A 26,390-nucleotide genomic window follows, 5' to 3' on the forward strand; every position below is an offset into this window, starting at 1 on the left:
CGTAAATGGCGACTCGTTAGTCAGACGATTTGAGGCTGTTTTCGCAGCAAACCTCTGAACTTTTCACCGGGCACAGCCCTCAACCGGTTAACCCGCCTTAACCGGAACTGAGGCCTGCCCCCATGAAAACTCTGCTCAAGCTCACCCTCGCCGCCACGCTCGCCTGCGCTCTGCCCGTCTGGGCCTGTACGCCGGAAGAAGCCACCGCCAAACGCGAGCAACTGGCCAAGGAAGTCGCGAAGCTCACTGAGCAAAACCCGACCAAGGCCAAGGAGATCAACGCCGAGTTGCAGAAAATGGATCTGGGCACTGCCTCCGCCGATCTGCCGGACAAATGCCAGTTGATCGATCAGCGCTTGAAGGAACTGGGTTCGGCGGAGAAAAAAACCGAGGGATAACACCCGCTCAGACAACGGCAGGCTTCGGCATCGATCAGGCTAAATCGATACCAAAGCCTGCTTCCTTTTGTCCGGAAATTTGCGTTAGTGCATTTTGTTATTTGCATAAATGCATATTCAGACCTAGGGTTACCCCGAGCCTGATCGGAACCGGCCATCGGAGATGGCAACCCTTGAACACCGATCGCTCGGCAATACCGTTATCCCGCAAACGCGGAACGTTTGTTTTCATTCATGGAGGATTGAAAAATGTTAACCACTGAAACAACGGCATTCACTGGCAACACCCTGCCCGGGTGCCTGATCGGCCATCTGCTCGACCCGCAACTGGTCGAGGTCGAAGCGGCCCCACAGGCCAGGGCCCTGGCTGCCTCGAGTCTCAACTTTACGATGCAGCAGCAGACCCAGACCAACTGGTGCTGGGCGGCGGTTTCCGCTTCGGTCGGCAATTACTACGGCACCGGGTCCTGGACGCAGTGCGGCGTGGCCAGCACCCAACTGGACCGCAATTGCTGCAGCCAGCCGGGGCCGTGCAACGTCTACGGCTATCTGGATTCGGCCCTGCAAACCACCCGCAGCTACAACGGGATGAATCAGGGTTCATTGCAGATGTCGGCCATCCAGAACCAGATCAACATGGGCCGCCCGATCGGCCTGCGCTGTGCCTGGTACGGTGGCGGTGCGCACTTTCTGGCGATCTACGGCACCAACGGCAATTACGTGCTGGTCGCGGATTCGATCTACGGCTATTCGACCCGCGCACTGAACGCGTTCCCCGGCTCCTACAACGGTGGCGGCAACTGGACTCACACTTACTTCACGGCGAAAAACTAGGAGGGCGACATCATGCAACTGACTTATCCAAAGGCGCCTTCCAACGGCGTACAGACCTTGCGTCCGGCCCTGCAGGCCGCGTTGCAGACCCAGGGCTTCGGCGTCAATCGCCAGTTCGCCAGTGCGGCGCCTGCGAAAATCAGCCTGAGCGAGGCCTATCGCGGCTACTCGCTCAGCCTGGACGATCTGAGCGATGGCAAAGGCCTGAAAGACGCCCGGCTCGGTGACTGGCATTACCTGGTGTTTGCCGACGGTGTGTCGATTGCCGATGCGCAATTGGCCGAAGTCCGCGGTCACGTCGAGTTTGCCTCGTTGAACCACGGCAATCTGGCGAGCGCCACGGTCGATGCGCTGAAACTGGCCGAGCAATCGCCGCAGCTGAAGGGCAAAACCGTTGAACTGCGGATGTTGTTTGTTTCTGCGCTGCACCTTGTGGCGATCTGGCTGCACGCGGCGGGTGAAGATGTGCTGATCCCGATCGAGCCGACGCCCAAGGAGTCGGCGCTGCCCGGGCTGTACAGCGAGGCAGCCCTGCTCGCGCAGCTCAAACCGATAGCCGATCAGGCCAAGCGGCGCTTTGATGCCGACACCACTGGCCTGCTGGGCAGTTGATAAACCCTGGCGATAAAAAAACCCGGACCATGTCCGGGTTTTTCTTTGCCTGCCTGAAACGACTTACTCAGCCGCTGGCTCTGCCGGCTTGCGGCGCTTGAGCGGAGCCATGCCATCGCTGCTCACCAGAGAGTCTGGTTTCGGACGGTTGGCGCTCTTGCGCTTGGTCGGGGTCTTGGCGGCGGTTTTCTTCTTGTCGCCCTTGGCGTCGGTCTTTTTCTTCTTCACGCCGACGGCCTTGCCCGAGGCCTTGACCTTTTTCGGTCCGCCATAGGTGCCTTTGACTTCCTTGATGGTGCGCCGCTCGAAGCTCTGCTTCAGATAACGCTCGATGCTCGACATCAGGTTCCAGTCGCCGTGGCAGATCAGCGAGATCGCCAGACCGTCGTTGCCGGCACGGCCGGTACGACCGATGCGGTGCACGTATTCGTCGCCGCTGCGTGGCATGTCGAAGTTGATCACCAGATCCAGGCCATCAACGTCCAGACCACGGGCCGCCACGTCGGTGGCCACCAGGATCTTCACGCCGCCCTGCTTCAGACGGTCGATCGCCAGCTTGCGATCCTTCTGGTCTTTTTCGCCGTGCAGCACGAACGCTTTGTATTCCTGGGCGACGAGGCGACCGTAGATGCGGTCGGCCATGGCCCGGGTGTTGGTGAAGACGATGGCCTTCTGGTAGGTCTCGTTGGCCAGCAGCCAGTTCACAATCTGTTCTTTGTGCTGGTTGTGGTCGGCGGTGATGATCTGCTGACGGGTGGTGTCGTTCAGCTGGCTGACCGCGTTGAGCTGCAGGTGCTCAGGGTTGTTCAGCACCTTGGCGATCATCTCGCGCAGGCCGGAACCGCCGGTCGTGGCGGAGAACAGCATGGTCTGCTGACGGTTCGGGCATTCGTCGACCAGACGCTGCACGTCTTCGGCAAAACCCATGTCGAGCATGCGGTCGGCTTCGTCGAGCACCAGCACTTCGACTTCTTTGAGGTCGAGGTTGCCAGCGTTCAGTTGCTCGATCATCCGGCCCGGGGTGCCGATCAGGATGTCCGGCACCTTGCGCAGCATGGCAGCCTGGACCTTGAAGTCTTCACCGCCGGTGATCAGGCCGGACTTGATGAAAGTGAACTGCGAAAAGCGCTCGACTTCCTTCAGGGTCTGCTGGGCCAGCTCGCGGGTCGGCAGCAGGATCAGGGTCTTGATGCTGACGCGGATCTTGGCCGGGCCGATCAGGCGGTTGAGGATCGGCAGGACGAAAGCGGCGGTCTTGCCGCTACCGGTTTGCGCCGTCACCCGCAGGTCACGCCCCTGAAGCGCCAGCGGAATGGCCGCGGCTTGCACAGGCGTTGGCTCGACAAATTTCAGCTCGGCCACGGCTTTGAGCAGGCGTTCGTGCAGGGCGAATTGGGAAAACACGGGTGCTACCTCGAAGATATGCAAAAAATCAGCTGCATAGGTTACCGGTTTCGAGCGCTCAGGCCGAGTTTCTTTATGAAATACGCCGTAATCAGTGGCTTTTTTGTTGCTCGATTTGTCTCCAACGGTAATACACAGCGTCTTAAATGCTCTAATCGCCCGTCGCGTCTTACAGAAGAATCGTCTCTCTCATGGATTTCAAACAGCTCTGGCTCAACGCCCAAGACCTCTGGGGTACCCTCGAACAGCACCCGCTCCTGCACGCCGGCCTGGCTTTGCTCCTGCTGCTGGTGATCGCGCTGGTCCTCGGACGAGTGGCGCGCTACCTGATCCTGCATGCCAGTCGCATGCTCGGTCGCCAGCCCGCGCTGCACTGGATCAATGACTTTCGGCATAACAAGGTGTTTCAGCGCCTGGCGCAGATGACGCCGTCGCTGGTGATCCAGTTCGGCCTGCATCTGGTGCCGGAACTGAGCAAGACCGCCATGGTGTTCCTCGGCAACGTCGCGCTGGCGTTCACCATTCTTTTCCTGCTGCTGTCGGTCAGCGCCCTGCTCAATGCACTGCTGGACATCTACGCCCGCACCGAACACGCCCGCACCCGCTCGATCAAGGGTTATGTGCAACTGGCAAAAATGGTTCTGTACGTGTTCGGCGCGATCATCATCGTCGCCACCCTGATCGACCGTTCGCCGCTGTTGCTGCTGTCGGGTCTGGGTGCGATGTCGGCGGTGATCCTGTTGGTCTATAAGGACACCCTGCTGTCGTTCGTCGCCAGCGTACAGCTGACCAGCAACGACATGCTGCGGGTCGGCGACTGGATCGAAATGCCGCAGGTCGGCGCCGATGGCGACGTGGTCGACATCACCCTGCACACGGTCAAGGTGCAGAACTTCGACAAGACCATCGTCTCGATCCCGACCTGGCGTCTGATGTCCGAATCCTTCAGAAACTCCCGCGGACGCCCTCAGAAAACATACTATTCCCAGCAAGCCCCCTATCCCCATTGGGTGCTTTGCTAGTACGCATACTAGATTCCGGCTGTACTACTTCAGAACTGAACCGTCTATCTCTCCCCCCTCCACGTATCAACTCCCCCTACTCCGCAAGCCCCGCAAGCGATACAAAGTTGAGCGCGCGTCACTGATTCTCCACCCCCTACCAATCCGACATCACCACAACCACCGCACAGCAGCGCAGCCTTAGCTTGGGGCCCTGGGCCTGGTGGACGCCGTGTACCTCCAAAACGAGCATCTGCACTGCTATGAACTGAAAAGGCGAGTGACGTTGGAAAACGGGTGGCGTTATGACATCGCATGATTGTAGGATCTCTGTTCTTGGCACACCCAGTGAAACCACTACTCAAGGATAGAAAAATGCTGGAACGGAAAGCTTTGCTTGATGAGATCGCTACTCACTTTGCTGTACTTAAATTCTTTATTGAGACGAACACCGCCTCTGGATTTGTTGACACAAATATAGTAAGTGAAGATTTTGTCGCTAGCATATTGAATGTTTCGCACAAGTGGAACCTAGCCAATACCAACCAAACGACCACGAACGCCAAGTCCATTGATTTACTGGACGAATCCAATCGAATTGGGGTTCAAGTAAGCTCACGAGTCGACTCGAAGAAAATCAACTCAACGATCAACGGCTTGATCGAGAATGAGCATCGTACAAAAATAGGTGAACTGTTCTTTTTTTCACTGAAACAAAAGCAAACCAGATACAAAGTAGATGCCGAGTGCCCAGGCATTAAATTCACCACTAAAAACGTGCTGGATTTCAACCAAGTCATACGCAAAACAAAAGCTCTGTCAACCGGGGTTGATGACCTTAGGCAGATGCGTGACGTCGTGATAAAAAACTTCTCCGAAATCCCTAGGCGCATAATTGAAAAAGCGACGGCCATAAGCAACTGGCTATCACATTTCGACGACTCGATTGTTGACAAAAAACTGGAAGAGCTCCTAGGGCGATCCTTTCAAACAGGAGAGACGCTTAAAGCCCAAGTCATTCTCCTAATCGAAAAGAACGAACTAAACCAAGCCAAGGAATTGCTAGACAGCTTGGCCAACAGCAGCAGAAAGATGGCGGCACAGGATTTCATTGATATAGCCAACCTCTATACACTGCTGGGCTCCGACCAAGCAGATATTTATTATTCTCATGCTGCAAGCCTGGATCCCGAAAGCGTAAAAGAAGCCAACCTCTATGCGATAGGGCTTATGCTTAGAGGCAAACTACCGGAGGCTGAGAAGGTCTTTAAAGCGTGCCTCGAAAAAGAAGATATCACTCTCAAAGAACGAGAGGCAGTACTTGGGAACCTGGGATTCCTTTATAAAAACAACGGGCGCTTCTCTGAATCCATAGACGCGTTTGAAAAAGCATTGGTAATATCCGACAGCATTGATCACAAAATAGGTCGAATAAAGCACCTTAACGGTCTAGGCAGCTGCTATCTAAATCTAGAAAACCTGGAACTATCCGACCAGTACTTTAGTCAAGCCAAGTCATTGCTTGACGACACGCTGAAAACCTCAAAGGACGATAGCGAAAAGAAAGAACTGCGTTCGATCAAGTCAAATTTACTGACAAACATCGCCATTCGTTTGAAGCACATGGCTGAAATCTCAGGCGACGAAAGCTTGTTCCACCAGGCACTGGAGTTCCTTGACCAGGCCGTTGACTTGGCGGAGATGATGGGCGACTCAAGAAGCCTGTTACGGCACTACGGAAATATCGCCAACATCTACCAGGGACTCAAGAACCTGGAAAAATCGCGCGAGTACAACGTTAAAGCCTACGAACTATCAATCCAAGAAGAAGACAAAAGGTCGCAAGTAGCATCGCTTTTAAATATCGGCCTAGTTGACAAGGACGAAGGAGACCTACTCTCCGCAAAATCCAACTTCAAACTCGCCCTCAAACTGGAAAACAACGTATACCCAAAAATTCGAGCTAATCTACTGGCCAGCTCCGCGCTTGTCCATAAGGCGCTGGGAGAGCACTCAGATGCCCAAGAGCATTATGACCAGGCCGAAAAGCTTTACAAAGAACTGGGCCTGCAAGACTCCCTATATAGCTTAGAGGTAAGATTTTCACAGGTGGGTGCTGCAGGATCATAACTGCTGAATTTGATCCTTGATAGGTTTCCATAGCGAACGAGCCGCCTATTGAAAGCTTATGCTTAGCCTTAGGCTATATACGAGATGCATCCGAGCTCGCCCATGCTGCATTGAAAACGGGCTCGGATGCTCCCTTACAACCCCTAAACTCCGCTTCCTCAGCTGCTTTTGCCTGACCTGACCTCAAGACCTTTAACAGCCTCTAGAGCCCATTTGAGGTTTTATGAGGCCGGCCTTCATCCAAGCATCCGGCGCTGCTGGCAACCAAGCATCGATTCAGATGCCCTCACAGACAGCACTTTTTGTACTTGAGTCCACTTCCGCAGGGGCACGCATCGTTACGCCCATGCTTTTTGGGGGCAAACAATCTCTCCATGGCCTTCAGGCCCTGTCTAACAGATGAAGATGGTTTCATTTCCCTTGTTAGGTCATCCAGCGGGGTAGACTTCTCCCATGGGAAATTGAGCGTTATGCCAAACTGAATTTCGCCATTAACCCCCACCGAAACCCCGTACCATTCCGGCGTCTGATGGGTGTACTTGCGTTTGGCACAGTGCACCTCAAGCGTCCTGATGGCTTCCTGGCTAGGAGCGGGGTTACAGTGAAAGCAAATCCCCGCCCCATGCTCAGTCATACCAATCGTAAAATCATGGCGCTTGCCATCGATTTTCGTCATGTTGGTCAAGCGTTCAATGGCCTGATGAACCGCATCACACGTTTCTCCGCTCATAGAAAGCAGAGTGAAACCCAGTTCAAGAATTGCTGGGTTAGGTCGGCGCTCAATTTGCTCAATCAAGCGCTCGTAGTACGTCCCGTTCATCCTAGTGAGAATACCTTCAGGGACTCGCTGGCCCGGGAGCCCTTCCCGCCGGACAACCATGGCGGTATCTAAATCTGCTGCGATCGAGTCCTCCAGCATCACCATATTGAACTGATCGTCGAGCCAGAGATTGCACCGCAGATGATAGGCCAGGGTTGTGAGCTCGTGCCCTGCCATCAGCTTTGATGATGACTCTGAGCGCATTCGGACATAGCTTAGAAAACGCAGGGGCGTATCAAGCATCTCCGCAAGGACATCCAGCAGGAATACGTCCATCACCAAAGGTGGACGAACGACCTTATCGGCTGAGTATTTGAGGTATTGGCTGGCTTGGAATGCTAAAGCCGGGTAGTGATCGGACACGACGCAGAACGGATAGATCTCTTTGACTTGCTTCGGAAGCACGACCGCTTGGCCTTGATCGTCTTCGAGGCGGCAGCTTCCAGATCTAATAGCTGTCGCGCATTCAGCCCCTTGGTCATAGGCCTTCTGAATGGCGGCAGCAAAATCAGCCTTGATGTGTCCATCACTACCTTTGCGGGCCGCTAAGGTCAGTTTTTTGGCTTTCGCCTGAACGATGATGATCCGATCACCGAAGATGACCAACACGTCCGCTTCAGCGACGATCCGCTTCCCCTCGAACAAGTTGACGTTGGTGTGGACGTTCGACCTTCCGAAGACCGATGCCAAGCGGCGCAGAGAAAACCGTTCAGTAAATGCACCACGATTGTCGGAGGCCTGTTGCTTGTAATCCTTATCCTGATTCATCCAGAAGAAAGGCGACTCGTACAGGGCTTCGTAAATCATGTGATGAGAAAACAGAAGTACTGAGTCCCGACCTGTTGGCAGCAGAGGCGTAGCTGCTACCTGGTTGAAGTCCCCAACCTCCCTGAACAGGCCATTATCACCACTAAACGTCAGCGCTTTGAAAACTGCCTCAACGACATCCAGTTCCTGGCCCGAACAATGGGCTACTTCATGCGCCCTGAACTCGAAAAGCTCCAGCACCGAGCCTGTCGGCATCTGGCCTAGCTGGGGTTCACCAGTCAGTCGCGCTCCGTTGTTAGCTCGCTCGTTCATCAACGAACACATCGCGTTCGCCACTCGTAAAGCTTGGGCGCTGCTGAACCCCATGACCCGCTCTAACCAGGCATCATCCGGAGCGTGTTTCTCTGCAAAAAAATCTCGATACTGGAAGCTGTAGGCTGATTCGGTGGCATAGAAAATGGGCTCCTTCATCATCGGCCCTTGCCAAAAATCCTCCACGACTTCGCCCTTCTGGGCTTGTGGGGCCAGCTCGCCGATCACCTGACCGTTCAGAGCACTGTGAAGCTCACCCAATAGCTGATCAGTGCGGGAGGCATAGCCTCTAAGTGTGGCGTCATCGACCTCAGACAGATCGAGAGGCTGACGCATCATCAGACCCAACACCGTGCTTATTTCATTGCGGTTGAGTCTTTTACGGTCAAATATATGATCAAGGTCAGAGGGCTTGTGCTCGCCTTGAAACGACACAAAGTTGTCGCGATGACAAATCCCGGCTATAGCGTGAGCGTAGCCTGGTCGAGCCGTCAGATTTATCAGTTCCTTGAAAACTTCGGCTTCACTTCGGTGCGTGGGATTCATTCCTGCTGCTCCAAGGTTCGTGATTCCTATGGGAGGGTGGACTTCCCGTCTCCCCCCCCCCACCATCGGTGATGTTGCTTGGCGACCTTACTCGTTGGATTTTGGCACTTATCGCTTTTCGGGTATGGCAGCGCTCAAGCGACATTCTAGTCAGCCGAAATCTACACCTTGAACTCCCTGGCCATGGTGTTAACGACATAGGGGTGGGCTGTGGGTTGATTGTCGACGTCCAAATCGAAGCGAGCTGCCTCGTAGTCCGGCTCAAAAGCCACGGGATGCTTCGCTGAAATTCGCTCTGACTGGAATGTACGAGCCTGCCCCGGGAATTCGTAAACCACTTTGAGAAGACGCCGCTCGTGCGTCGGCAGGTTCCAGTAGTCATTGGTACTGGCAACGGTGCCCACATAGAGGAAGCGCAAGCCATAGTCACGCAGATGGCGCTTGCCCTTTGGGAGCGGAGGGAAGTCCATAAGCGTCAGCAGGACAGGCAGCACATCCTGAACACCCATGTCCCGGTAACGCCAGATCCCGTGGCGATCAGCGTATTTGAGGACGGAGACGAAATCGAAGACCGAGGCGTAACCGATGATCCGGTCGAATTCTCGCCAGTGATACCGCCAGGTCGCAAAGAAGCCCTCTCGAAGCCTCTGGGCGTCAGCGGCATTGCCCTGTCCAGGATTGAGTGCGCGGTAGGCTTGAGCGTTGAAGGCTTTGACCGGACAGGGAGCGCTGTCCTCGAAGTGGACGAAATTTGGAGTGCGCAGCTTGCTGTGCTCAGCTCGCAAGAACACGTCTTGTCGGCAGATATCGCAAAGGGCCGGAGGTCGTACTCGCTCCTTGCCATTGTTATCAACGGGCTTGCCATATGCGTCTTCATAGCCCTGGGCATCCAGGGTTTCGAGGGTGTCACGGTGTAGTGCTGTCCGCATGCCGATTCTCGACTGAATGAAGCGGTCATAGTGGCGACACTTCGACTACCAAGCAACGACCAGTTGGTCTCACAGCAGCGAGATAGAGCCATCCACCCTAGAGAGTCATCAAATAGCGGCATTACCTCTCGACACGCCCAGATTGTAGTAGTGGAGGCTCCCCGCATTCCCTGAGGCCAAACTCATAGAGTGGAGAAATCCGCTCTTCCATCACACATCTGTCAATTGCCGAATCAAGAGCTCGCATGTCAACAGCGCTGATCGCTCTCTGCTGATCTTGCGGCAAGTTTATATAGGTCATAACTACTACTTTCCTTATCTACTATCTTCATCCCCTTCCCTCGTCAACCTCAACCAGGCGGCGCTTGGGTCACCGCCAATGATGGGGATGGTCAAAGCTAGCAACCCAGACGACTCAGTGTCTCTGAGCACAAATCGTCGAATAGGCGCATCGATTGCAGTGTTTGCCTCGGCTCGCTTTACGCTCACCAGCACGCAATGCCCCGATCGCCTTAAACACACTGGTACTGCTCGCTCTTGCAGACGGAACTGCATCTTCAGAAAGCCCCGTGACGAGCGAATGAATGGAAATTCGGCTGCAACGCCTGCCTCCCAGGTTCTCCAGGATGGGTCGAACATTTCGCGCTACCGCACTCAGGCCTACCCCCGTGCGCAGCCAGATCACATCACCACTCGCCTCGCGAAGCATCCACGGCATGCTAATGACCTGGCCATTCACATTGGCAGTCGTCTCGGGAACGTAAGACGCGCTACCCGGCTGCCATCCAGCACCTCGATTGAAGGCGATCCAGGCGTGTTCTATCAGCATTTTGTCCTCCTCCCATGTCGGCAACGGCTTCTCGCCCCAGGCTTGCAGGAAGGCTTCATCGGTCTTCATTCCATCCCGGTAGACGTATTCGAGCCCTGCCAGCACTGCGCGACGGGCCCGAATTGAGACATCCAACTCCTGCTCGATCGGAAGGCCCAATTCGTGGGCATAGTGATATTGCAGGGAGCAGGTCATGAATCCATCAAGGGCGGCGTAGGTCATCGCCACGGGTGGTGTCATGGATACGCGCGAGACAGGCGCCGCTACTGGAACAGAGGCTCGCGCGACACTGGCAGCGATGACTGAAGGATCACACAAGGGATCGGGAATCGTCGCTGCGTCAGTGCCGCCGTAGACCTTCAACCGATCTTTCGCCCTGGACAGGCCAACGTACAACAGATTGTTCCGCTCGATTGCCTCACCTTGGAGCCGCAGGGCTTGCGTGCTGTGCAACGCTTCAGGGGGCAGCAGCAACGCCTGGCGCTCATCAAAACGTGGCGGCGCTTCTGCGCCAAACTTGCTCTTTTCCACGTTGGCCATGTGCACGACGTCGAACTCAAGCCCTTTGCTGCCATGGACGGTCATGAGCCTCACAGCGTCGATCGCAGCCGCCTCGGGTGGAAGCGCGCGCTCCGCCGAGCGTTGCCCGATGTAGCGCCGAAAATCTTCTCTGACCAAAAACTTCGATAACGTCGCCTGGCTACCTACGCCATCGCTGTTGCGAACCCCGTAGAGGAATTGCCACAACGCCAGGCGATTGATCTGCGCCGCAGCAGACTGGTCAGCCAGCGACTCCAACCCAAAGCCTTTTTCAAACAGGAGGTCACAGACAAACACCCAAGGGCGAGAGCTTCGCGTTGCACCTTCCAACAAATCACTCAACTCCTGGACAACCTGCTGCCCTTGCGCCGAGAGGCCTGCAGTGGGACGGCTCAGCCAACGACCACGCTGGTGGTTGAAACCGAGCTTAGACTGGTTCGTCAGCGTCTCGATGTCTGCCGCCGGCATCCTCAAGTTTGCACGCCCGAACAAGCCGAGGAGCGCTCCAGGCGAACGCTGCGTCAGCAGTTGCATCAGGCACATGAACTCTTTGACTTCAGCCCTCTGATTCAACTCACCCAGGTGCAACACAGGAATGCCAGCCGCCTCGATGTCTTGAGCAAGCTTGTCTACTTGGGCATTCGTTGAGCTGATGATGCCCTGACTGCCGTACCAGTGCCCTGCCGCTCGACACTGAGTAATCTCGCCGACGATGACACTGCTCTGAGCATCCCTTTGGGTGTGGAATAAAGCTGGCATGACCCCGCTCACGAAGCGAGAAGGTGATACAGGATCCAGGGGCACGAATGGCTGCAACACATGGTAGGTTCCAGCCCGCTCAACCAGACGAAGAATCTCTGGAGAGCTGCGCCGGTTGATGTCCAAGCTGTACCGTCTGATAGAGGCGGCCTGTCCTCTAGCAACGTACGCCTCGTCAAACTTGAGCAAACTTTGGATCGACGCACCACGCCAGTGATGAATAGCCTGACGAATATCACCGACCACCCACAGGTAACGTTGCGGCGATCCAATCTTTTTGACGAACTCGATCATCACATGATTGACGTCCTGGTACTCATCTACCAAGACGTGATCGTACTGTTCTAGGAAGGCAGCCAGGGACGCACGATCATCACGAGCCTGTACAGTGGGTCGAACCAGAAGGTCTGCATAGTCCACCCACCCTTCCCGCCGTAGTACCGCTTCGTAGGCCCTGTAGAGGGTCACTATGTCGTTCCGCTCTCGCTCGACATCGGGCTCAACCGCCGGCAATGCTCGAACGATCGCAGCGTATTCGTCCGGGGTGACCAATTCTTCTTTGAGACGATGGATGATCCTCAACACATCAGGCAACCAGTCATACGGGTTGCTCAACCTGAAGAAATATTCGAGCTGCAGGGTGGGCAGTTCTTCGACCATCATTCTGACTTGCTGCAGCGCGTCAGCAATCTTGATCTGAGGTGTCAGACCGAAGAGAAGGTGGTGCTTTCGCAGGAGCTCAAGCCCAAACGAATGGAAGGTGCCAGCCCATACCTGTGAAGCATTCGGAACATTGGCTGCGGTCAGTCGCTCGACAAGCTCCTGGGCGGCACGGTTGGTAAAGGTCATCACCAAAATTCTATTGGCGGGAACCCCACTGGCGATCAAATGGGCCACTCGGTGTACCAACGTCGTGGTCTTACCGGTTCCTGGGCCCGCAACCACATTGACGAACTTCTCCGGAGCCTCAGCCGCAAGACGCTGGGCATCGCTTGGGGGATGTGCGGGAGCCGGAGGAACTGGAGGGACATCTGGGAGCAGCAGCGCGTCAGCCAATTGCTGCCTTACGACTTCTAGCGGCAACAGAAAGTGCGTCGATATCAATCGAGAACGCCATCCTGTTGACCACAATGTCCTGGCCGCCGTCCTGGGGAGCAACAGCTCTCGCGCAAAGACGTTTGCTTGGAGCTCGTTGCGCTCCCATGCACCATACCCTTCCACGACCGCACTTCCGGCGCTGGTGCTGCTGGGATTGCTAGTAGCAGCGGTGGTATCAGCTTCATCGTCGGGGTCGGCGATGAAAGACACTGTAGAGGTACCCGGAGCAGGTTGAGGTGAGTCGAGATACCAATGGCCCAGTTCGTGAGCCAACAGATAAGCCTTCGCCTCCTGTCGAACGTCATCACGAATCAGGATCGTGCGCATCGACCGCTGCAGGAGCGCATCTGACCCGCCCAATGCATAGTCATCGGGTGACACCCACTCGATCGCAATGCCTAACGTCGCTTCAGCAACGTCAATCAGTTGCTGGCTGGTCGGATACTGTTCACCGCACGCAGCGATGAGTTTCGCCCGTGCATTGATAGCCTGAATTCGTGCACGGTCGAAAGGATTCATATCAGTCCCCTAAGCCCAACAGTTGCGCCTCTTCGTCATGAGGTAAGTGGAGCGCTTTCACCGCCTCCTCCCAAGAAACAGGCTCTGTTAACACTCTTGGTTGGCCGTTGGGCGCCTTAAAGGAAGGTGCCGCTAGCTGACGGAAATTCAGACTCACCGCTTCATTCATCGCTTCTGGCGAAACCTGGAAGTACTCGGCGACATCTCTCATCAAGACACCCGGTGCACGAACTATCCCAACCAGCACCTCGTTGACCAATCTTCGCTTGCCGGGAAGGCCCAGGTGATTGGCCAGCTCATTGGCTTTAGGGCCTACAAGGCCTGCAATCGCGGCTTGAGCACGTACCACTTCAGCTGGATCAGCGATTACTCGGGCAGCGGTAGTAGCGACTGCTTGGGCAGTGGTAGAGACTGCCTGGGCTTGTGGGCAATGAGAAAGCTCCTCAGCCAATAGCCCACCGACGATTTGAGAAGCAGACCGTCCGTATTCTTTCGCGGTCAACTTGAGCTCCAGACTGAGCTTGCGATCAAGTCGGGCCATCCATTGTTCGGACTGGCCATCATAGCTCGCCACCTTCTGCTCATAGCCGTCGAGCACCTTTCTCCCGCTACGCTCTTCGATCGCATCCTCAAAACGCTCGTAGCCACGCTCGACCATCTCTCGAACGAGCACAGAGAATTTCTTGCCCTGCTCCTCCGCAACGGCCTTAAGCACTTCATGCATAGCTACCGGCACATACACGCCTACCGTCTGCAATGTGCCCTTGGTGCTAGACACGGATGCAGATCGCGGCGCCTGCGATGCACGAGGCAAAGCGGGTTCGTAATGACTGCGCATAGACACCTCCTGTGGCGACGCTTGGGTTTGTAGACCTTCGGGAATCACGGGCCCGGGTTCGTCCTGCCCTGGCTCACCCTGCTGCTGTTGCTTCTGGTGCTGTTTCGGTTGTTTCGGGGCATCTTGAAGCGATGATGTTGTTGAGCGATCCATGGTCGGCGGAACCACCATGTTGGCGGTCAGGTCGGCCATGACCTGCTTGGCCAGAAGATCTGGGGTCGCCGCCTGCACCTCCAGGATCTGCCCCTCCGGCATCGTAACCGTACACCGACAAACGCCCCCTACCACCTGAAAATCCGCCGTCGCAGACACCCATCCCAGGTAATCCGACCACGCCCTAAGCGGAGCGTTGAGGGATGGGGACGGCAAATTGACATTACGTTTCATGGTAGACTCTGGGCATCTGGACGGAAGCAGTGGCGCACTAAAAGTGCGCCTGTATATCATCTTTATATCACTTGCGATGGCAGGGACACAATTGATCGACGCTCATTTTTCCAAGGCTATCCGAGGTTCAGTGAGCCAATGGATGCACGATAACTCGCTCGAATCCTGCCTCGCAGCGCTCGACAACCCAGTGGATCTTGGCGCCTACCTGCTACCCCAGGTCATCGCTGCTCTCACCGCTGTGGACGTCGATCTGTACGACGTCCAGCGCAGTGCTTGGACGAATCCGTTGATCCATCTGCGCGCTGTTTTTGACATTCACGATCTGCCAGATACGCCAACTGCGTTCATCCCCGTGCCTGACGTTGCCAGCACCGTCGCTGCCAGGGCCAGTGCAGTGGTCTGCCTCGCCGCGCTCAATTCGGACACCATTTCATATGGCTCCGAGAATGACGGCCAACTGTTCGTGAACTTGGTGGTGCTTCCGGGCGACGGTGACTTTGCTGACAAATCAAAGAGCAATATGCGCGGCCACACCGACGGTGTGTCGTTCCCGGTTCGCGGACAGCCGCATGAGTTTGACCAGCGCGTAGCACCCTCCCCTGACTTCGTTTGCCTGAGCGGTCTTCGTAATCCCAACAGCACTGCCACCACGGTCATGCCCCTCTCTGCAGTCCTGCAGAAGCTGACGGACGAGGAGATCGAAGAGCTGACGAAGCCTCAGTACATCCTCCGCCCCCAAAAAACTTTCAAGGTTGGGCTGCGCAAGCTCTTGGGCAAGGACAGTCCTCTGCTGGAGGTAATGGTGGACATCCAGCTGCTGTTCGAAACCCAGGATGGACACTGGATTCGCTACAGCCACAGTGCGGCAGATACCGATTTTGACTCTGAGCTTGCGAGCCAAGCGATCAAGAGTTTCGAGCAGGCCTGTCAGGAATGCTCCGCGTCGGTGGTCATCGCACCTGGCGATATCCTGCTCGTGAACAATCGCGTTGGACTGCATGGGCGCGGCGTAGTGGGTGGCGAGGCAGGTGGCGACTCACGGTGGCTGCTGCGAACCTACGGGCTGGATACGCGGGAGTTGCGGGCTGAACAGCGCTATCCCGACAGTACCTTCAAGCTCTACCCGTGATTTGGGCGGGATGCTGTGTTGCATCCCGCTCCATTTCCTGGCGCTGACCTTTTTTACTCAACAAGATCAGGTCATAGCGACCGACTGACCATACGAGTTTCGTTCGTCGTTGTACGCGGTGCAAAGCACGTGGATCACGCCTTCTGTATCTTCTACAGTCCAATCTGAATTTGGTCGCCACGTGGAGTCATAGAGACCCATCAAGGTATCCTCTTGCCATCCAAACTCGGAAAACACTACCGCACCGGTAGGAAACTTCACGTACTCATCCACAAACAGTCCATGCTCGGGCATATGGCCTTCCAGCCCTGGAGCACCCCCAAAGTCAGGCATCCTGAAAACTGGCCAGCCCATCTTGGCAAAACAAGCGTTCCAGAGTGCACCAGACACTACGGCATCACCTCCTCGCTCGAAGTACTGAGGAGCAACGCTATGGTTGCCACCAGGAATCATCAATCGATCACAGAGCATGAAAGCAAAGGTAGGCCCCTGGGCAAACTGAGACTCCTTGAAGGCACCCCTCGCCTTTTTCATCAGTGTATTAATCACTAACAACAAAGAACGCGGATCGTATGACCCATCATCAAACGGTGGCTTAAACGGAGCAATCTCCCTTTCTGCCATTGCTACCTTATTACCTTGCAGAAGTTGGTCTTCGATTTCAATATTCTGATTCATCGCATCTTCATGCATCTGATCTGATCGAAGCGGAGCCTGTACGAGATCCAAAGACTTCAGTTCAACATAGAATGTTTTCCCATTCGGCAGAACGCAAACGAAGTCAGGCATCGAGTCTTGCCTGGCGACGATCCGCTTAGTCTTGAAGTGCTTGCTGAGTTTTGAATATACAAGAGCCTCGCCGTAGTATTCAAACACCTGCCTGAAACCCTGGCTATCAGACACATCCTTCACGCGACCGAAGGATAACTTCAGCTCTTGAACAAGGGCCTTCAGCTCATCATCCGCATATGACTCTTCCTCCAGCCTTTTTAGATGATCCCAAGAAATAGATCTCAGGCTGTGATCTTCCGAAAGCCCATGGAACTGGTGGCACCAGTAGAGATACTTCTCGTTTACTGGAAAGACCTTTTCATGGGTGCGATTATAAATCCCTCTTAACTCAATCGCTTGCTCAGGTGTGAGAGTTGTTTGGGACGCGACAGTTAGAAGATTGAGTAGCGCGCTTAGGTCTGGTTTGAGAGATGGCAAATGCTGTTCTATCACTCGCGTTATGGCATCAAGTCTTTCGTAAGCAAACACGCCCAAGTGAGTGGTGCGTTCTTCTCTCGGGAGAGTGCGTTGGTACATGAGACCTTCGTGAAGAGCCAGTGACAGAGCTGACGCACCTTCAGGCTGAGGGTGCGGGGTTTGGTGGGGTTGTGGAGCCTGGCGGAGCTGTTGAGCTTGGTGCGCTTCTGGTGATGTTGGGCTGAGCTCTGTGGAAGCTGGCATTGGCTCTAAAGGCTTAAGGTTCTGCTCTGGCAACAGAGCCAGAGGAGTGCTAGGTGATTCCATTCGGGGTAGATCCTTTTAGGGGTTTCTGGGCTTAGTACTTAGTACATAGTTTGTGGAGATTGGGTCAAGGCACCGGGGGACATCCTAGGTCGGAAACCTGGGTTGATGAAAGGAAAGGTGGTTTTTTTGGGCGTTTCGGGGGGGAGGGGCTGCGGGGAAGGTCTAGATAGTATGAAAATTTACCGGTTGTAATGGCGCGGCATGCAGCAGTCCGGCGGACGACGGATCAAGCGCAGCCTGTTCATCGACGCCAGCGGTGTGCGGTTCATCCGCGACGATGAAGAAGAAAAACTCTCCCAGGTGCACCTGCTGACCGCCTACATGGGCCGCAAGAAAGCCGAGCTCAAGGCCTGGAACGAGGCGCAGGGCAACGTTGCGGCAATGTCGGCCAACCGCCGGCGCATGACCAACATCGGCACCTTCCGCGCCTATGCCTTGGCTTACTTGAAGAGCCATCCGGAGATCCAGCCGAACATGACCTGCATGGTCCGCCAGATGCAGACAACGGCCCAGGGCATCCCGCTGGAAATCTACTGCTTTACCACCACCACGGTGTGGGCCGATTACGAGCGGATCCAGGGGGATATTTTCGATTACCTGCTGGCGGTGCTGCCGGAGTTCGGGTTGAGCCTGTATCAGCAGCCGAGTGGTGGGGATTTACGCTCCGGGATATTGCCGGCAGTCCTTGGCGCTAGCCACATTCCAGAAGCCGAAAAACATCTGATGTAGCGCTTTCTTCAAATGCAAAAAAAGACGCAACCTTGGTTGCGTCTTTTTTGTCCTGCCGATTTATCAGGCCTGCCGCTGCGGTGCCTTGTGCACCATGGTGTAGGCGTAATCGACGCCCATGCCATACGCGCCGCTGTGTTCCAGCACCAGGTCCATCACTGCCTGATAGGTGTCTTTGTGCGCCCAGTCACGCTGGTATTCGAGCAGCACTTGCTGCCAGGTCACCGGTACTGCGCCCGCCTGAATCATCCGCTGTACCGACATGTCGTGGGCTTCTTTAGTCGTGCCGCCGGACGCGTCGGTGACGATGTACACCTCGTAGCCTTCAGCCAGGGCTTCCAGGGCCGGAAAGGTCAGGCAGACCTCGGTCCACAGCGCGGCGATGATCAGCTTCTTGCGCCCGGTGGCCTTCACTGCGTCAACCAGCGCCTTGTCTTCCCAGGAGTTCATCGAGGTGCGTTCGATCGGCTTCTGCTCAGGGTGTACCGCCAGCAGCTCCGGCCAGATGTAGCCGCTGAAGCTTTCGGTTTCGACCGAGGTGTAGATGGTCGGCACGTTGAAGATCTTGGCAGCCTTGGCCAGGCCGACGGTGTTGTTCTTCAGGGTCTGACGGTCGATCGACTGTACGCCGAAAGCCATTTGCGGCTGGTGGTCGATCAGGATCAGGGCGGAGTTGGTTGGGTTCAGCAGTTCACGGATAGACATGGCGCGTTCCTTTTGATGTCGATTCAGCGTTTCGATTGGGTAATGAGTGAGTCGAGTGGCTGGCCGTCTTCGGCGTTGTTGTCTCGGCTTGGATGTCACTTTAGGGGCTGGTAGATAAAGGGACAATTACATAAAATCGAGAATCATTGATTCTAAAAAAGGGACAATCATGGATCGCATCGAATGCATGCGCGCCTTCGTGATGACGGTCGGCGAAAACGGCTTCGCAGCCGCCGCCCGGGCCATGGACGTGCCCCGCTCGAAAGTCAGCAAACAGATTCAGGCGCTGGAAGACGCCATCGGCGTGCAACTGCTGCAACGCACCACCCGCAGCCTGCACCTGACCGAGGCCGGTGCCGAGTATTTCGAAGCGGCGCGGGAAGTGATTGCGGCACTGGACGAGGCCGAGCAGCGGGCGCGAGACGGGGTGGGTGAATTGCGCGGGGTGTTGCGGGTCAACGCACCGATGTCGTTCGGCCTGCGACGGCTGGGCAAGCTGATTCCGCTGTTCCACGAGCAGCACCCGAACATCGAACTGCAACTGGTGCTCAGCGACCAGCAGGTCGACCCGGTGCGCGGCGGGTTCGACGTGACCATCCGCATCGCCAGCCTCCCCGACTCGACCATGATCGCCCGGCAACTGGCGCCAGCGCCGCGCATCATGGTCGCCTCCCCCGCTTACCTCGAACGTGCGGGCACGCCGCAGTCGCCGCAGGATCTGCGCTCACATCAATGCTTGAACTACGGCTATCTGCAGAGCGGGGTCAGCCTGCAACTGTGCAACGGCAAGGAGACCCAGCGCGTCAACGTCACCGGGCCGTTGCACGCCAACAACGGCGACCTGCTGGCGCAAGCGGCCGAGGCCGGCATGGGCATTGCGCTGCTGCCGGACTTCATCGTCGAAGAAGCATTGGCAGCCGGACGACTGGTGCCGGTGCTGTGCGAATGGCAAGCCCCGGCGATCACCATCAACGCGGTCTATTCGTCAGCCCGGCGGGTGCCGCAGAAGACCCGGGCGTTTATCGAGTTTCTGGTGGGGCAACTGGCGCCGGTTTGCGAATCCCCAACCGGCTGATCCACACCGCCGCCAGAATCACGCTGCCACCGAGGAACAACCGCCCCAGTTCCTCATGCTGATTCCAGATCAGCAGGTTCAGCAGCAACCCAACCGGCACGTGCAGGTTGTTCATCACCGCCAGGGTGCCGCCGTTGACCAGGCATGCGCCCTTGTTCCACCAGTACAAACCGAGTGCGGTCGAGACCAGACCAAGGAACACCAGCACGCCCCATTGCAGCGGCGCTTCGGGCAGAAAGTTGGATTTACCGAACAGCAGGAACGCCGGCAACGCCACCGCCAGCGCGCCGAGGTAGAAGAAGCCGAAGCGCCGGTAATGCGGCAGATCGCTCGGGTGTTTCGCCACCAGATGTTTGTACAGCACCTGCCCGGCGGCGTAGGTGAAGTTGGCCAGTTGCAGCAGCAAAAAGCCCATGAAGAAGTCCGGGTTGATCCGGTCGTAGCGAATCACCGCCGCGCCGGCGACCGCCACCAGTGCGGCGATCAGCGCCCATGGATTGAAGCGTCGGTTGAGCGCGTCTTCGATCAGCGTCACATGCAACGGCGTGAGGATGGTGAACAGCAGCACTTCCGGCACCGTCAGCACGCGGAAGCTCAGATACAGGCAGACGTAGGTCACGCCGAACTGCAACGCGCCGATCAGCAACATGCCGCGCATGAACGCCGGTTCCACCGAGCGCCAGCGGGTCAGCGGGATAAACACCAGCCCGGCCAGCACCACCCGCACCAGCACCGCGAAGTAGCTGTCGACATGACCGGCCAGGTATTCGCCGATCAGACTGAAGGAAAACGCCTGGATCAGCGTGACAAAAAGTAGATAGCCCATGCTCGCCTCGATTTCGAATGGCGGCGACGATAGCGGTTTTTGCCGGCCATCGCTAAATCCCGGGCAAAAAAAAGCCCGATCTCGCTAAAGCGTTCAATCGGGCTACAGCACTCAGGAGCAACAAGTGCAAAGGGAGGTTCGATGCGCGTAGAGCCTTGAAGGGGTTGCGCCAGGTCACTAGAACAATCGGCGATTATCTGGCGATTAACATATCAAGCGACCTGGGACAGTTTGGCGTTGGCCTGGTTGAGGCCTTTCTCCTGGAAGTCGCCGCCCAGGTTCATGCCTTCGGCGTGGATGAAGGTCACGTCATTAATGCCGATGAAGCCCATCACCTGACGCAGGTACGGTTCCTGATGATCCGCCGGGCCGCCGGCGTAGATGCCGCCGCGAGCGGTCAGCACGTAGGCACGCTTGCCGCTGAGCAGACCTTGCGGGCCGGTTTCGGTGTACTTGAAGGTCACGCCGGCACGCAGTACGTGGTCGAGCCAGGCTTTCAGGGTGCTCGGGATCGCGAAGTTGTACATCGGCGCGGCCATCACCAGCACGTCGGCCGCCAGCAACTCATCGGTCAATTCGTTGGAACGGTCGAGCGAGGCCTGTTCGCTGTCGTTGCGCTGCTCGGCGGATTTCATCCAGCCGCCCAGCAGGTTGATGTCCAGGTGCGGCACCGGGTTCACGGCGAGGTCACGTACGGTGATCTGATCGGCCGGATGCGCCGCTTTCCACTGGCTGATGAAGGTCTGGGTCAGTTGACGGGAAACCGAGTCTTGCTGGCGGGCGCTGCTTTCGATGATCAGAACGCGGGACATGTTGTGTAGCCTCCATCCGAGAATGTTGTAAGTCGATGGAGTGAAGGTTAAACAGTGTCGTATCGATGAAAAAGCGCAAATAATTGCTGCAAAGCATCGAAAAATTCGTTTAGATGCAAGCCATACCCTGTGGGAGCCCGCCCCCCACAGGGCCGTGACGCTATTTCGGGGTGCAGCTCAGTTTGATGCGCAGCTTGATGATGGTCCGGGTGAACTTGGCCGTGGCGTTCTTATGCTTGCCCGCGGCCACTTCGATGTTGCGGGTGCGCGGCGCTTCCGGGCCGTTGGTGAACACCACCTTGCAGGTCGCGTCGACGTCGCCGTAGTTGTTGACCTGGATGGAGCCGATGTCGTTATCGGTGTCGAACGCGTTGTAGTCGATCTTCAGGCCGTTGAGATCTTTCTCCACATCGATCGGGTACGCAAACGCAGTCAGCGGAAGCAGCGCCAGCAACACACAACAGAATTTTTTCATTCGGCAGTCTCCATGAGGGACCGCCAGCTTAGGACAAGAGGAGCTATTGATGAAAGCGCCCCGCGTGACCCTTGATCAATGGCGAACGTTGCAGGCCGTGGTCGACCACGGCGGATTCGCCCAGGCCGCCGAGGCCCTGCATCGCTCGCAATCGTCGGTGAGTTACACCGTCGCCCGCATGCAGGATCAGCTCGGCGTGCCGCTGTTGCGCATCGATGGACGCAAGGCTGTGCTGACCGAAGCCGGCGGCGTGTTGCTGCGCCGCTCGCGCCAACTGGTGAAACAGGCCAGCCAGCTGGAAGACCTCGCCCATCACATGGAGCAGGGTTGGGAAGCCGAAGTGCGGCTGGTGGTCGACGCCGCCTACCCGAGCGCCCGTATCGTGCGCGCGTTGACCGCTTTCATGCCGCAGAGCCGTGGCTGCCGCGTGCGGCTGCGTGAGGAAGTGTTGTCGGGCGTCGAAGAAGTGCTGCTCGAAGGCGTGGCCGACCTGGCCATCACCGGGCTGAGCATTCCCGGTTACCTTGGCGCGGAATTGAGCGATGTCGAATTTGTCGCCGTCGCCCATCCTGATCATGCGCTGCACCGGCTCAACCGCGAGCTGAGCTTTCAGGACCTGGAAACCCAGATGCAAGTGGTGATCCGCGACTCCGGCCGCCAGCAACCCCGGGACGTTGGCTGGCTCGGCGCCGAACAGCGCTGGACCGTCGGCAGTCTCGCCACGGCTGCGACGTTCGTCAGCAGTGGCCTGGGATTCGCCTGGCTGCCACGCCACATGATCGAGCGGGAACTGAAAGACGGCTCGCTCAAGCTGCTACCGTTGGACAGAGGCGGCAATCGCAACTCCAGTTTCTATCTGTATTCGAACAAGGACAAACCCTTGGGCCCAGCGACGCAAATCCTCATCGAACTGCTGCGCACCTTCGACACCCTGCCGCTGGACGCACCGTTCGCCGCCCCCGAACAAGCCTGACACGGAGTTCACCGATGGCGTATTTCGAGCATGAAGGTTGCAACCTGCACTACGAGGAATATGGCCACGGCGATCCGTTGCTGCTGGTTCACGGTCTGGGCTCCAGCACCCTGGACTGGGAAATGCAGATTCCCGCACTGGCCGCACATTACCGGGTGATCGTCCCGGACGTGCGCGGTCACGGCCGCTCCGACAAGCCCCACGAGCGCTACAGCATCGCCGGCTTCAGCGCCGACATCGTCGCCCTGATCGAGCACCTGAAGCTCGGCCCGGTGCACTACGCCGGGCTGTCCATGGGCGGCATGATCGGCTTTCAGTTTGCGGTCGATCAGCCGTGGATGCTCAAGAGCCTGACCATCGTCAACAGCGCGCCCGAGGTCAAGGTGCGTACCCGCGACGATTACTGGCAGTGGTTCAAGCGCTGGAGTCTGATGCGTGTGCTCAGCCTCGCCACCATCGGCAAAGCCCTTGGCGCCAAGCTGTTCCCCAAACCGGAGCAGGCCGGTTTGCGTCAGAAGATGGCAGAGCGCTGGGCAAAAAACGACAAACGTGCTTATCTCGCCAGCTTCGATGCGATTGTTGGCTGGGGGGTTCAGGAACGACTTTCCCGGGTCATCTGTCCAACCCTCGTCGTCAGCGCCGACCGGGACTACACCCCGGTTTCGCTGAAAGAAACCTATGTCAGACTGCTGCCCCATGCGCGGCTGGTGGTGATCGCCGATTCGCGCCACGCCACCCCGCTCGATCAGCCCGAACGCTTCAATCAAACGCTGCTGGAGTTCCTCGCCACAGCCGATAATCACCCTCAGGATCACTGACCCATGCTGAAAAAACTCGCCCTCGCCGCCGGCACCGTGCTGTTCGCTGCCAACCTGATGGCTGCCACACCGGCAAAAGCGCCGCACGTGCTGCTGGACACCACCAACGGCCAGATCGAAATCGAGCTGGACCCGGTCAAGGCGCCGATCAGTACCAAGAACTTCCTCGAGTATGTCGACAGCGGTTTCTACAACAACACCATTTTCCACCGCGTGATCCCGGGCTTCATGGCCCAGGGCGGCGGCTTCACCCAGCAGATGCAACAGAAAGAAACCAAGGCGCCGATCAAGAACGAAGCCAGCAACGGCCTGCATAACGTTCGTGGCACCCTGTCGATGGCCCGTACTTCCAACCCGGATTCGGCCACCAGCCAGTTCTTCATCAACGTGGCCGACAACGCCTTCCTCGATCCGGGCCGTGACGCCGGTTACGCGGTGTTCGCCAAAGTGGTCAAGGGCATGGACGTGGTCGACATCATCGTCAACTCCCAGACCACCACCAAACAGGGCATGCAAAACGTGCCGGTCGACCCTGTGATCATCAAGTCGGCCAAGCGCATCGACTAAGCTTTACAGGGCATTATCGAGCGGCGCCGATTACCCATCGCGCCGCTCACACTGATAAAAGGAGAGCCCGTGCTCCGGGCGGTTATCTGATGCTCTATCGCCGTTTCGAACAACTGATCGACATATTCCGCGATGCCCCGACGGCATCCCCGCCGGACCGCGTTCTGCCCTTCTATACCTATTACCTGAAGCAGGTCTGGCCGAGTTTCGCCGCCCTGCTGATCGTCGGCCTGTTCGGTGCCTTGATCGAAGTGGCGCTGTTCAGTTACCTGAGCCGCATCATCGACCTCGCCCAGGGCACGCCGAACGCCGATTTTTTCAAGGTGCACGGCGCCGAACTGGCGTGGATGGCCGTCGTGGCATTGCTGCTGCGCCCCCTCTTCCTGGCCCTGCACGACATGCTGGTGCACCAGACCCTGAGCCCGAGCATGACCAGCATGATTCGCTGGCAGAACCACAGTTACGTGCTCAAGCAGAGCCTGAATTTCTTCCAGAACGACTTCGCCGGGCGCATTGCCCAGCGCATCATGCAGACCGGCAACTCGCTGCGCGATTCCGCCGTGCAGGCGGTGGATGCGTTGTGGCATGTGCTGATCTACGCGATCAGTTCGCTGGTGCTGTTCGCCGAGGCTGACTGGCGCCTGATGATCCCGCTGCTGACATGGATCGCGGCCTACGTCGGCGCACTCTATTACTTCGTACCACGGGTCAAGGACCGCTCGGTGGAAGCCTCAGACGCGCGCTCGAAACTGATGGGCCGGATCGTCGACGGCTACACCAACATCGCCACCCTGAAGCTGTTCGCCCACACCAACTTCGAACAGCACTACGCCCGCGAGGCGATCCAGGAACAGACCGAAAAAGCCCAGCTGGCCGGTCGCGTGGTCACCAGCATGGACGTGGCCATCACCACCATGAACGGTCTGCTGATCGTCGGCACCACGGCGCTGGCCCTGTGGCTTTGGACGCAGTCGCTGATCAGCGTCGGCGCGATCGCCCTGGCCACCGGCCTGGTGATCCGCATCGTCAACATGTCCGGCTGGATCATGTGGGTGGTCACCGGCATTTTCGAAAACATCGGCATGGTCCAGGACGGTCTGCAGACCATCTCGCAACCGGTCAGCGTCACCGACCGGGAGCAGGCCAAACCGTTGGCCGTGGCCCGTGGCGAAGTGCGTTTCGAGCACGTGGATTTTCACTACGGCAAGAAGAAAGGCATCATCGGCGACCTCAACCTGACCATCAAACCCGGCGAGAAAATCGGCCTGATCGGCCCGTCCGGCGCCGGCAAGTCGACCCTGGTCAACCTGCTGCTGCGCCTCTACGATGTCGAGGGCGGGCGGATCCTGATCGACGGCCAGAACATCGCCGAAGTCGGCCAGGAAAGTCTGCGCGCGCGGATCGGCATGATCACTCAGGACACCTCGTTGCTGCACCGCTCGATCCGCGACAACTTGCTGTACGGCAAGCCCGACGCCACCGACGCCGAACTCTGGGAAGCGGTGCGCAAGGCCCGCGCCGATGAGTTCATTCCGCTGCTGTCGGATGCCGAGGGGCGCACCGGATTTGATGCGCATGTCGGCGAACGCGGGGTGAAGCTGTCCGGTGGCCAGCGTCAGCGGATCGCCATCGCACGGGTGCTGCTCAAGGACGCGCCGATCCTGATCATGGACGAAGCGACCTCGGCGCTGGACTCTGAGGTTGAAGCGGCGATTCAGGAAAGCCTGGAAACCCTGATGCAGGGCAAGACCGTGATCGCCATCGCTCACCGCCTCTCGACCATTGCCCGCATGGACCGGCTGGTGGTGCTGGAAAACGGCAAGATCGCCGAAAGCGGCAACCATGCCGAACTGCTGGCCCACGGCGGATTGTATGCGCGGCTGTGGGCGCACCAGACGGGAGGGTTTGTCGGCATCGACTGAACCGCGCTTCTGATCGTTCCCACGCGGACGGTTCGACGCCTCGACGTGGGAACGATCAACGTGAGATAAAACCGCCAGAGCCCTTCAACCACGGGCTCTGGCGGTTTTTTATCGCCT

Annotated in this window: 20 protein-coding genes and 2 pseudogenes; 12 read left to right on the forward strand and 10 right to left on the reverse strand. The window is 57.3% G+C overall.

From position 1 onward, the window contains the following. Window positions 1–122: 122 nt before the first annotated feature. The 3 genes from GQX66_RS19130 (at window position 123) to GQX66_RS19140 (ending at window position 1,844) form a co-directional block, all read left to right on the forward strand. A complete protein-coding gene (locus GQX66_RS19130) occupies window positions 123–398 on the forward strand; it encodes a hypothetical protein (RefSeq protein ID WP_007956561.1) in 276 nt (91 codons plus the stop codon). Window positions 399–647: 249 nt separating this feature from the next. After that, entirely contained in the window at window positions 648–1,232 is a 585-nt protein-coding gene (locus GQX66_RS19135; protein WP_240870491.1) for a papain-like cysteine protease family protein, read from the forward strand. Window positions 1,233–1,244: 12 nt separating this feature from the next. Next, window positions 1,245–1,844 (forward strand): hypothetical protein, encoded by a 600-nt coding sequence (locus tag GQX66_RS19140; protein WP_240870493.1) that lies wholly within the window; start codon window positions 1,245–1,247, stop codon window positions 1,842–1,844. Window positions 1,845–1,907: 63 nt separating this feature from the next. Here the strand turns inward: GQX66_RS19140 and GQX66_RS19145 are convergent, their stop codons facing one another. Next, window positions 1,908–3,248, reverse strand: coding sequence for a DEAD/DEAH box helicase (locus tag GQX66_RS19145; RefSeq protein ID WP_240870502.1), 1,341 nt, complete (start codon window positions 3,246–3,248; stop codon window positions 1,908–1,910). Window positions 3,249–3,439: 191 nt separating this feature from the next. Here GQX66_RS19145 and GQX66_RS19150 point away from each other — a divergent pair. Beyond that, window positions 3,440–4,284, forward strand: a pseudogene (locus tag GQX66_RS19150) (mechanosensitive ion channel family protein); the annotation flags it as partial. Between the two features lie 340 nt (window positions 4,285–4,624). Continuing rightward, complete coding sequence (locus GQX66_RS19155) at window positions 4,625–6,379, forward strand: SMEK domain-containing protein (protein WP_240870504.1); 1,755 nt, start codon at window positions 4,625–4,627, stop codon at window positions 6,377–6,379. A gap of 286 nt (window positions 6,380–6,665) precedes the next feature. On the opposite strand, the gene GQX66_RS28520 is transcribed toward GQX66_RS19155, so the two are convergent. The 4 genes from GQX66_RS28520 to GQX66_RS19175 all read right to left on the reverse strand — a co-directional run bounded on the left by GQX66_RS28520 (window position 6,666) and on the right by GQX66_RS19175 (window position 14,724). Further along, window positions 6,666–8,825, reverse strand: a complete 2,160-nt coding sequence (locus GQX66_RS28520) for an SEC-C domain-containing protein (RefSeq protein WP_276613588.1) — start codon at window positions 8,823–8,825, stop codon at window positions 6,666–6,668. A 161-nt stretch (window positions 8,826–8,986) separates the two neighbouring features. Next, window positions 8,987–9,754 (reverse strand): hypothetical protein, encoded by a 768-nt coding sequence (locus GQX66_RS19165; protein WP_240870506.1) that lies wholly within the window; start codon window positions 9,752–9,754, stop codon window positions 8,987–8,989. 415 nt (window positions 9,755–10,169) lie between these two features. Continuing rightward, window positions 10,170–13,499, reverse strand: a complete 3,330-nt coding sequence (locus GQX66_RS19170) for a UvrD-helicase domain-containing protein (protein ID WP_240870511.1) — start codon at window positions 13,497–13,499, stop codon at window positions 10,170–10,172. A gap of 1 nt (window position 13,500) precedes the next feature. Next, a complete protein-coding gene (locus GQX66_RS19175; protein ID WP_240870513.1) occupies window positions 13,501–14,724 on the reverse strand; it encodes a hypothetical protein in 1,224 nt (407 codons plus the stop codon). Between GQX66_RS19175 and GQX66_RS19180 the strand changes: the two genes are divergently transcribed. Then, window positions 14,708–15,856: a TauD/TfdA family dioxygenase gene (locus GQX66_RS19180; RefSeq protein WP_240870520.1), complete on the forward strand. Its 1,149-nt coding sequence runs from the start codon at window positions 14,708–14,710 to the stop codon at window positions 15,854–15,856. The two genes, GQX66_RS19175 and GQX66_RS19180, sit on opposite strands and share 17 nt — an antisense overlap. A 66-nt stretch (window positions 15,857–15,922) precedes the next feature. On the opposite strand, the gene GQX66_RS19185 is transcribed toward GQX66_RS19180, so the two are convergent. Further along, window positions 15,923–17,371 (reverse strand): hypothetical protein, encoded by a 1,449-nt coding sequence (locus tag GQX66_RS19185; RefSeq protein ID WP_240870521.1) that lies wholly within the window; start codon window positions 17,369–17,371, stop codon window positions 15,923–15,925. Between the two features lie 192 nt (window positions 17,372–17,563). Between GQX66_RS19185 and GQX66_RS19190 the strand changes: the two are divergent. After that, a pseudogene (locus GQX66_RS19190) lies at window positions 17,564–18,100 on the forward strand (mechanosensitive ion channel family protein); the annotation flags it as partial. 63 nt (window positions 18,101–18,163) lie between these two features. Here GQX66_RS19190 and GQX66_RS19195 read toward each other — a convergent pair. Then, window positions 18,164–18,805 carry a hydrolase gene (locus tag GQX66_RS19195; RefSeq protein ID WP_007956548.1) on the reverse strand — a complete coding sequence of 214 codons (642 nt, stop codon included), beginning with the start codon at window positions 18,803–18,805 and terminating at the stop codon, window positions 18,164–18,166. Window positions 18,806–18,974: 169 nt separating this feature from the next. Here GQX66_RS19195 and GQX66_RS19200 point away from each other — a divergent pair, with 169 nt between their 5' ends. Then, window positions 18,975–19,880 carry a LysR family transcriptional regulator gene (locus GQX66_RS19200; protein ID WP_240870524.1) on the forward strand — a complete coding sequence of 302 codons (906 nt, stop codon included), beginning with the start codon at window positions 18,975–18,977 and terminating at the stop codon, window positions 19,878–19,880. On the opposite strand, the gene GQX66_RS19205 is transcribed toward GQX66_RS19200, so the two are convergent. The 3 genes from GQX66_RS19205 to GQX66_RS19215 all read right to left on the reverse strand — a co-directional run bounded on the left by GQX66_RS19205 (window position 19,825) and on the right by GQX66_RS19215 (window position 21,993). Next, on the reverse strand, window positions 19,825–20,706 hold the full coding sequence (locus GQX66_RS19205; protein ID WP_085611579.1) for a carboxylate/amino acid/amine transporter: 882 nt from the start codon (window positions 20,704–20,706) through the stop codon (window positions 19,825–19,827). The two genes, GQX66_RS19200 and GQX66_RS19205, sit on opposite strands and share 56 nt — an antisense overlap. Before the next feature lie 212 nt (window positions 20,707–20,918). Beyond that, window positions 20,919–21,518, reverse strand: coding sequence for an FMN-dependent NADH-azoreductase (locus tag GQX66_RS19210; protein WP_011332962.1), 600 nt, complete (start codon window positions 21,516–21,518; stop codon window positions 20,919–20,921). A gap of 160 nt (window positions 21,519–21,678) precedes the next feature. Beyond that, the gene (locus GQX66_RS19215) at window positions 21,679–21,993 is read right to left on the reverse strand and encodes a hypothetical protein (protein ID WP_011332961.1); all 315 of its coding nucleotides are present in this window, start codon (window positions 21,991–21,993) and stop codon (window positions 21,679–21,681) included. Between the two features lie 49 nt (window positions 21,994–22,042). On the opposite strand from GQX66_RS19215, the gene GQX66_RS19220 reads away from it, so the two are divergent. The 4 genes from GQX66_RS19220 to GQX66_RS19235 all read left to right on the forward strand — a co-directional run bounded on the left by GQX66_RS19220 (window position 22,043) and on the right by GQX66_RS19235 (window position 26,273). Then, a complete protein-coding gene (locus GQX66_RS19220) occupies window positions 22,043–22,966 on the forward strand; it encodes a LysR family transcriptional regulator (protein WP_011332960.1) in 924 nt (307 codons plus the stop codon). Between the two features lie 14 nt (window positions 22,967–22,980). Beyond that, on the forward strand, window positions 22,981–23,784 hold the full coding sequence (locus GQX66_RS19225; RefSeq protein ID WP_240870526.1) for an alpha/beta hydrolase: 804 nt from the start codon (window positions 22,981–22,983) through the stop codon (window positions 23,782–23,784). Between the two features lie 3 nt (window positions 23,785–23,787). Next, window positions 23,788–24,351, forward strand: a complete 564-nt coding sequence (locus GQX66_RS19230; protein WP_102685996.1) for a peptidylprolyl isomerase — start codon at window positions 23,788–23,790, stop codon at window positions 24,349–24,351. A gap of 89 nt (window positions 24,352–24,440) precedes the next feature. After that, window positions 24,441–26,273 (forward strand): ABC transporter ATP-binding protein, encoded by a 1,833-nt coding sequence (locus GQX66_RS19235; RefSeq protein ID WP_102685995.1) that lies wholly within the window; start codon window positions 24,441–24,443, stop codon window positions 26,271–26,273. Window positions 26,274–26,390: the final 117 nt, after the last annotated feature.

It is taken from the genome of Pseudomonas sp. B707, from assembly GCF_022496685.1.
Classification (GTDB): Bacteria; Pseudomonadota; Gammaproteobacteria; order Pseudomonadales; family Pseudomonadaceae; genus Aquipseudomonas; species Aquipseudomonas paraglycinae.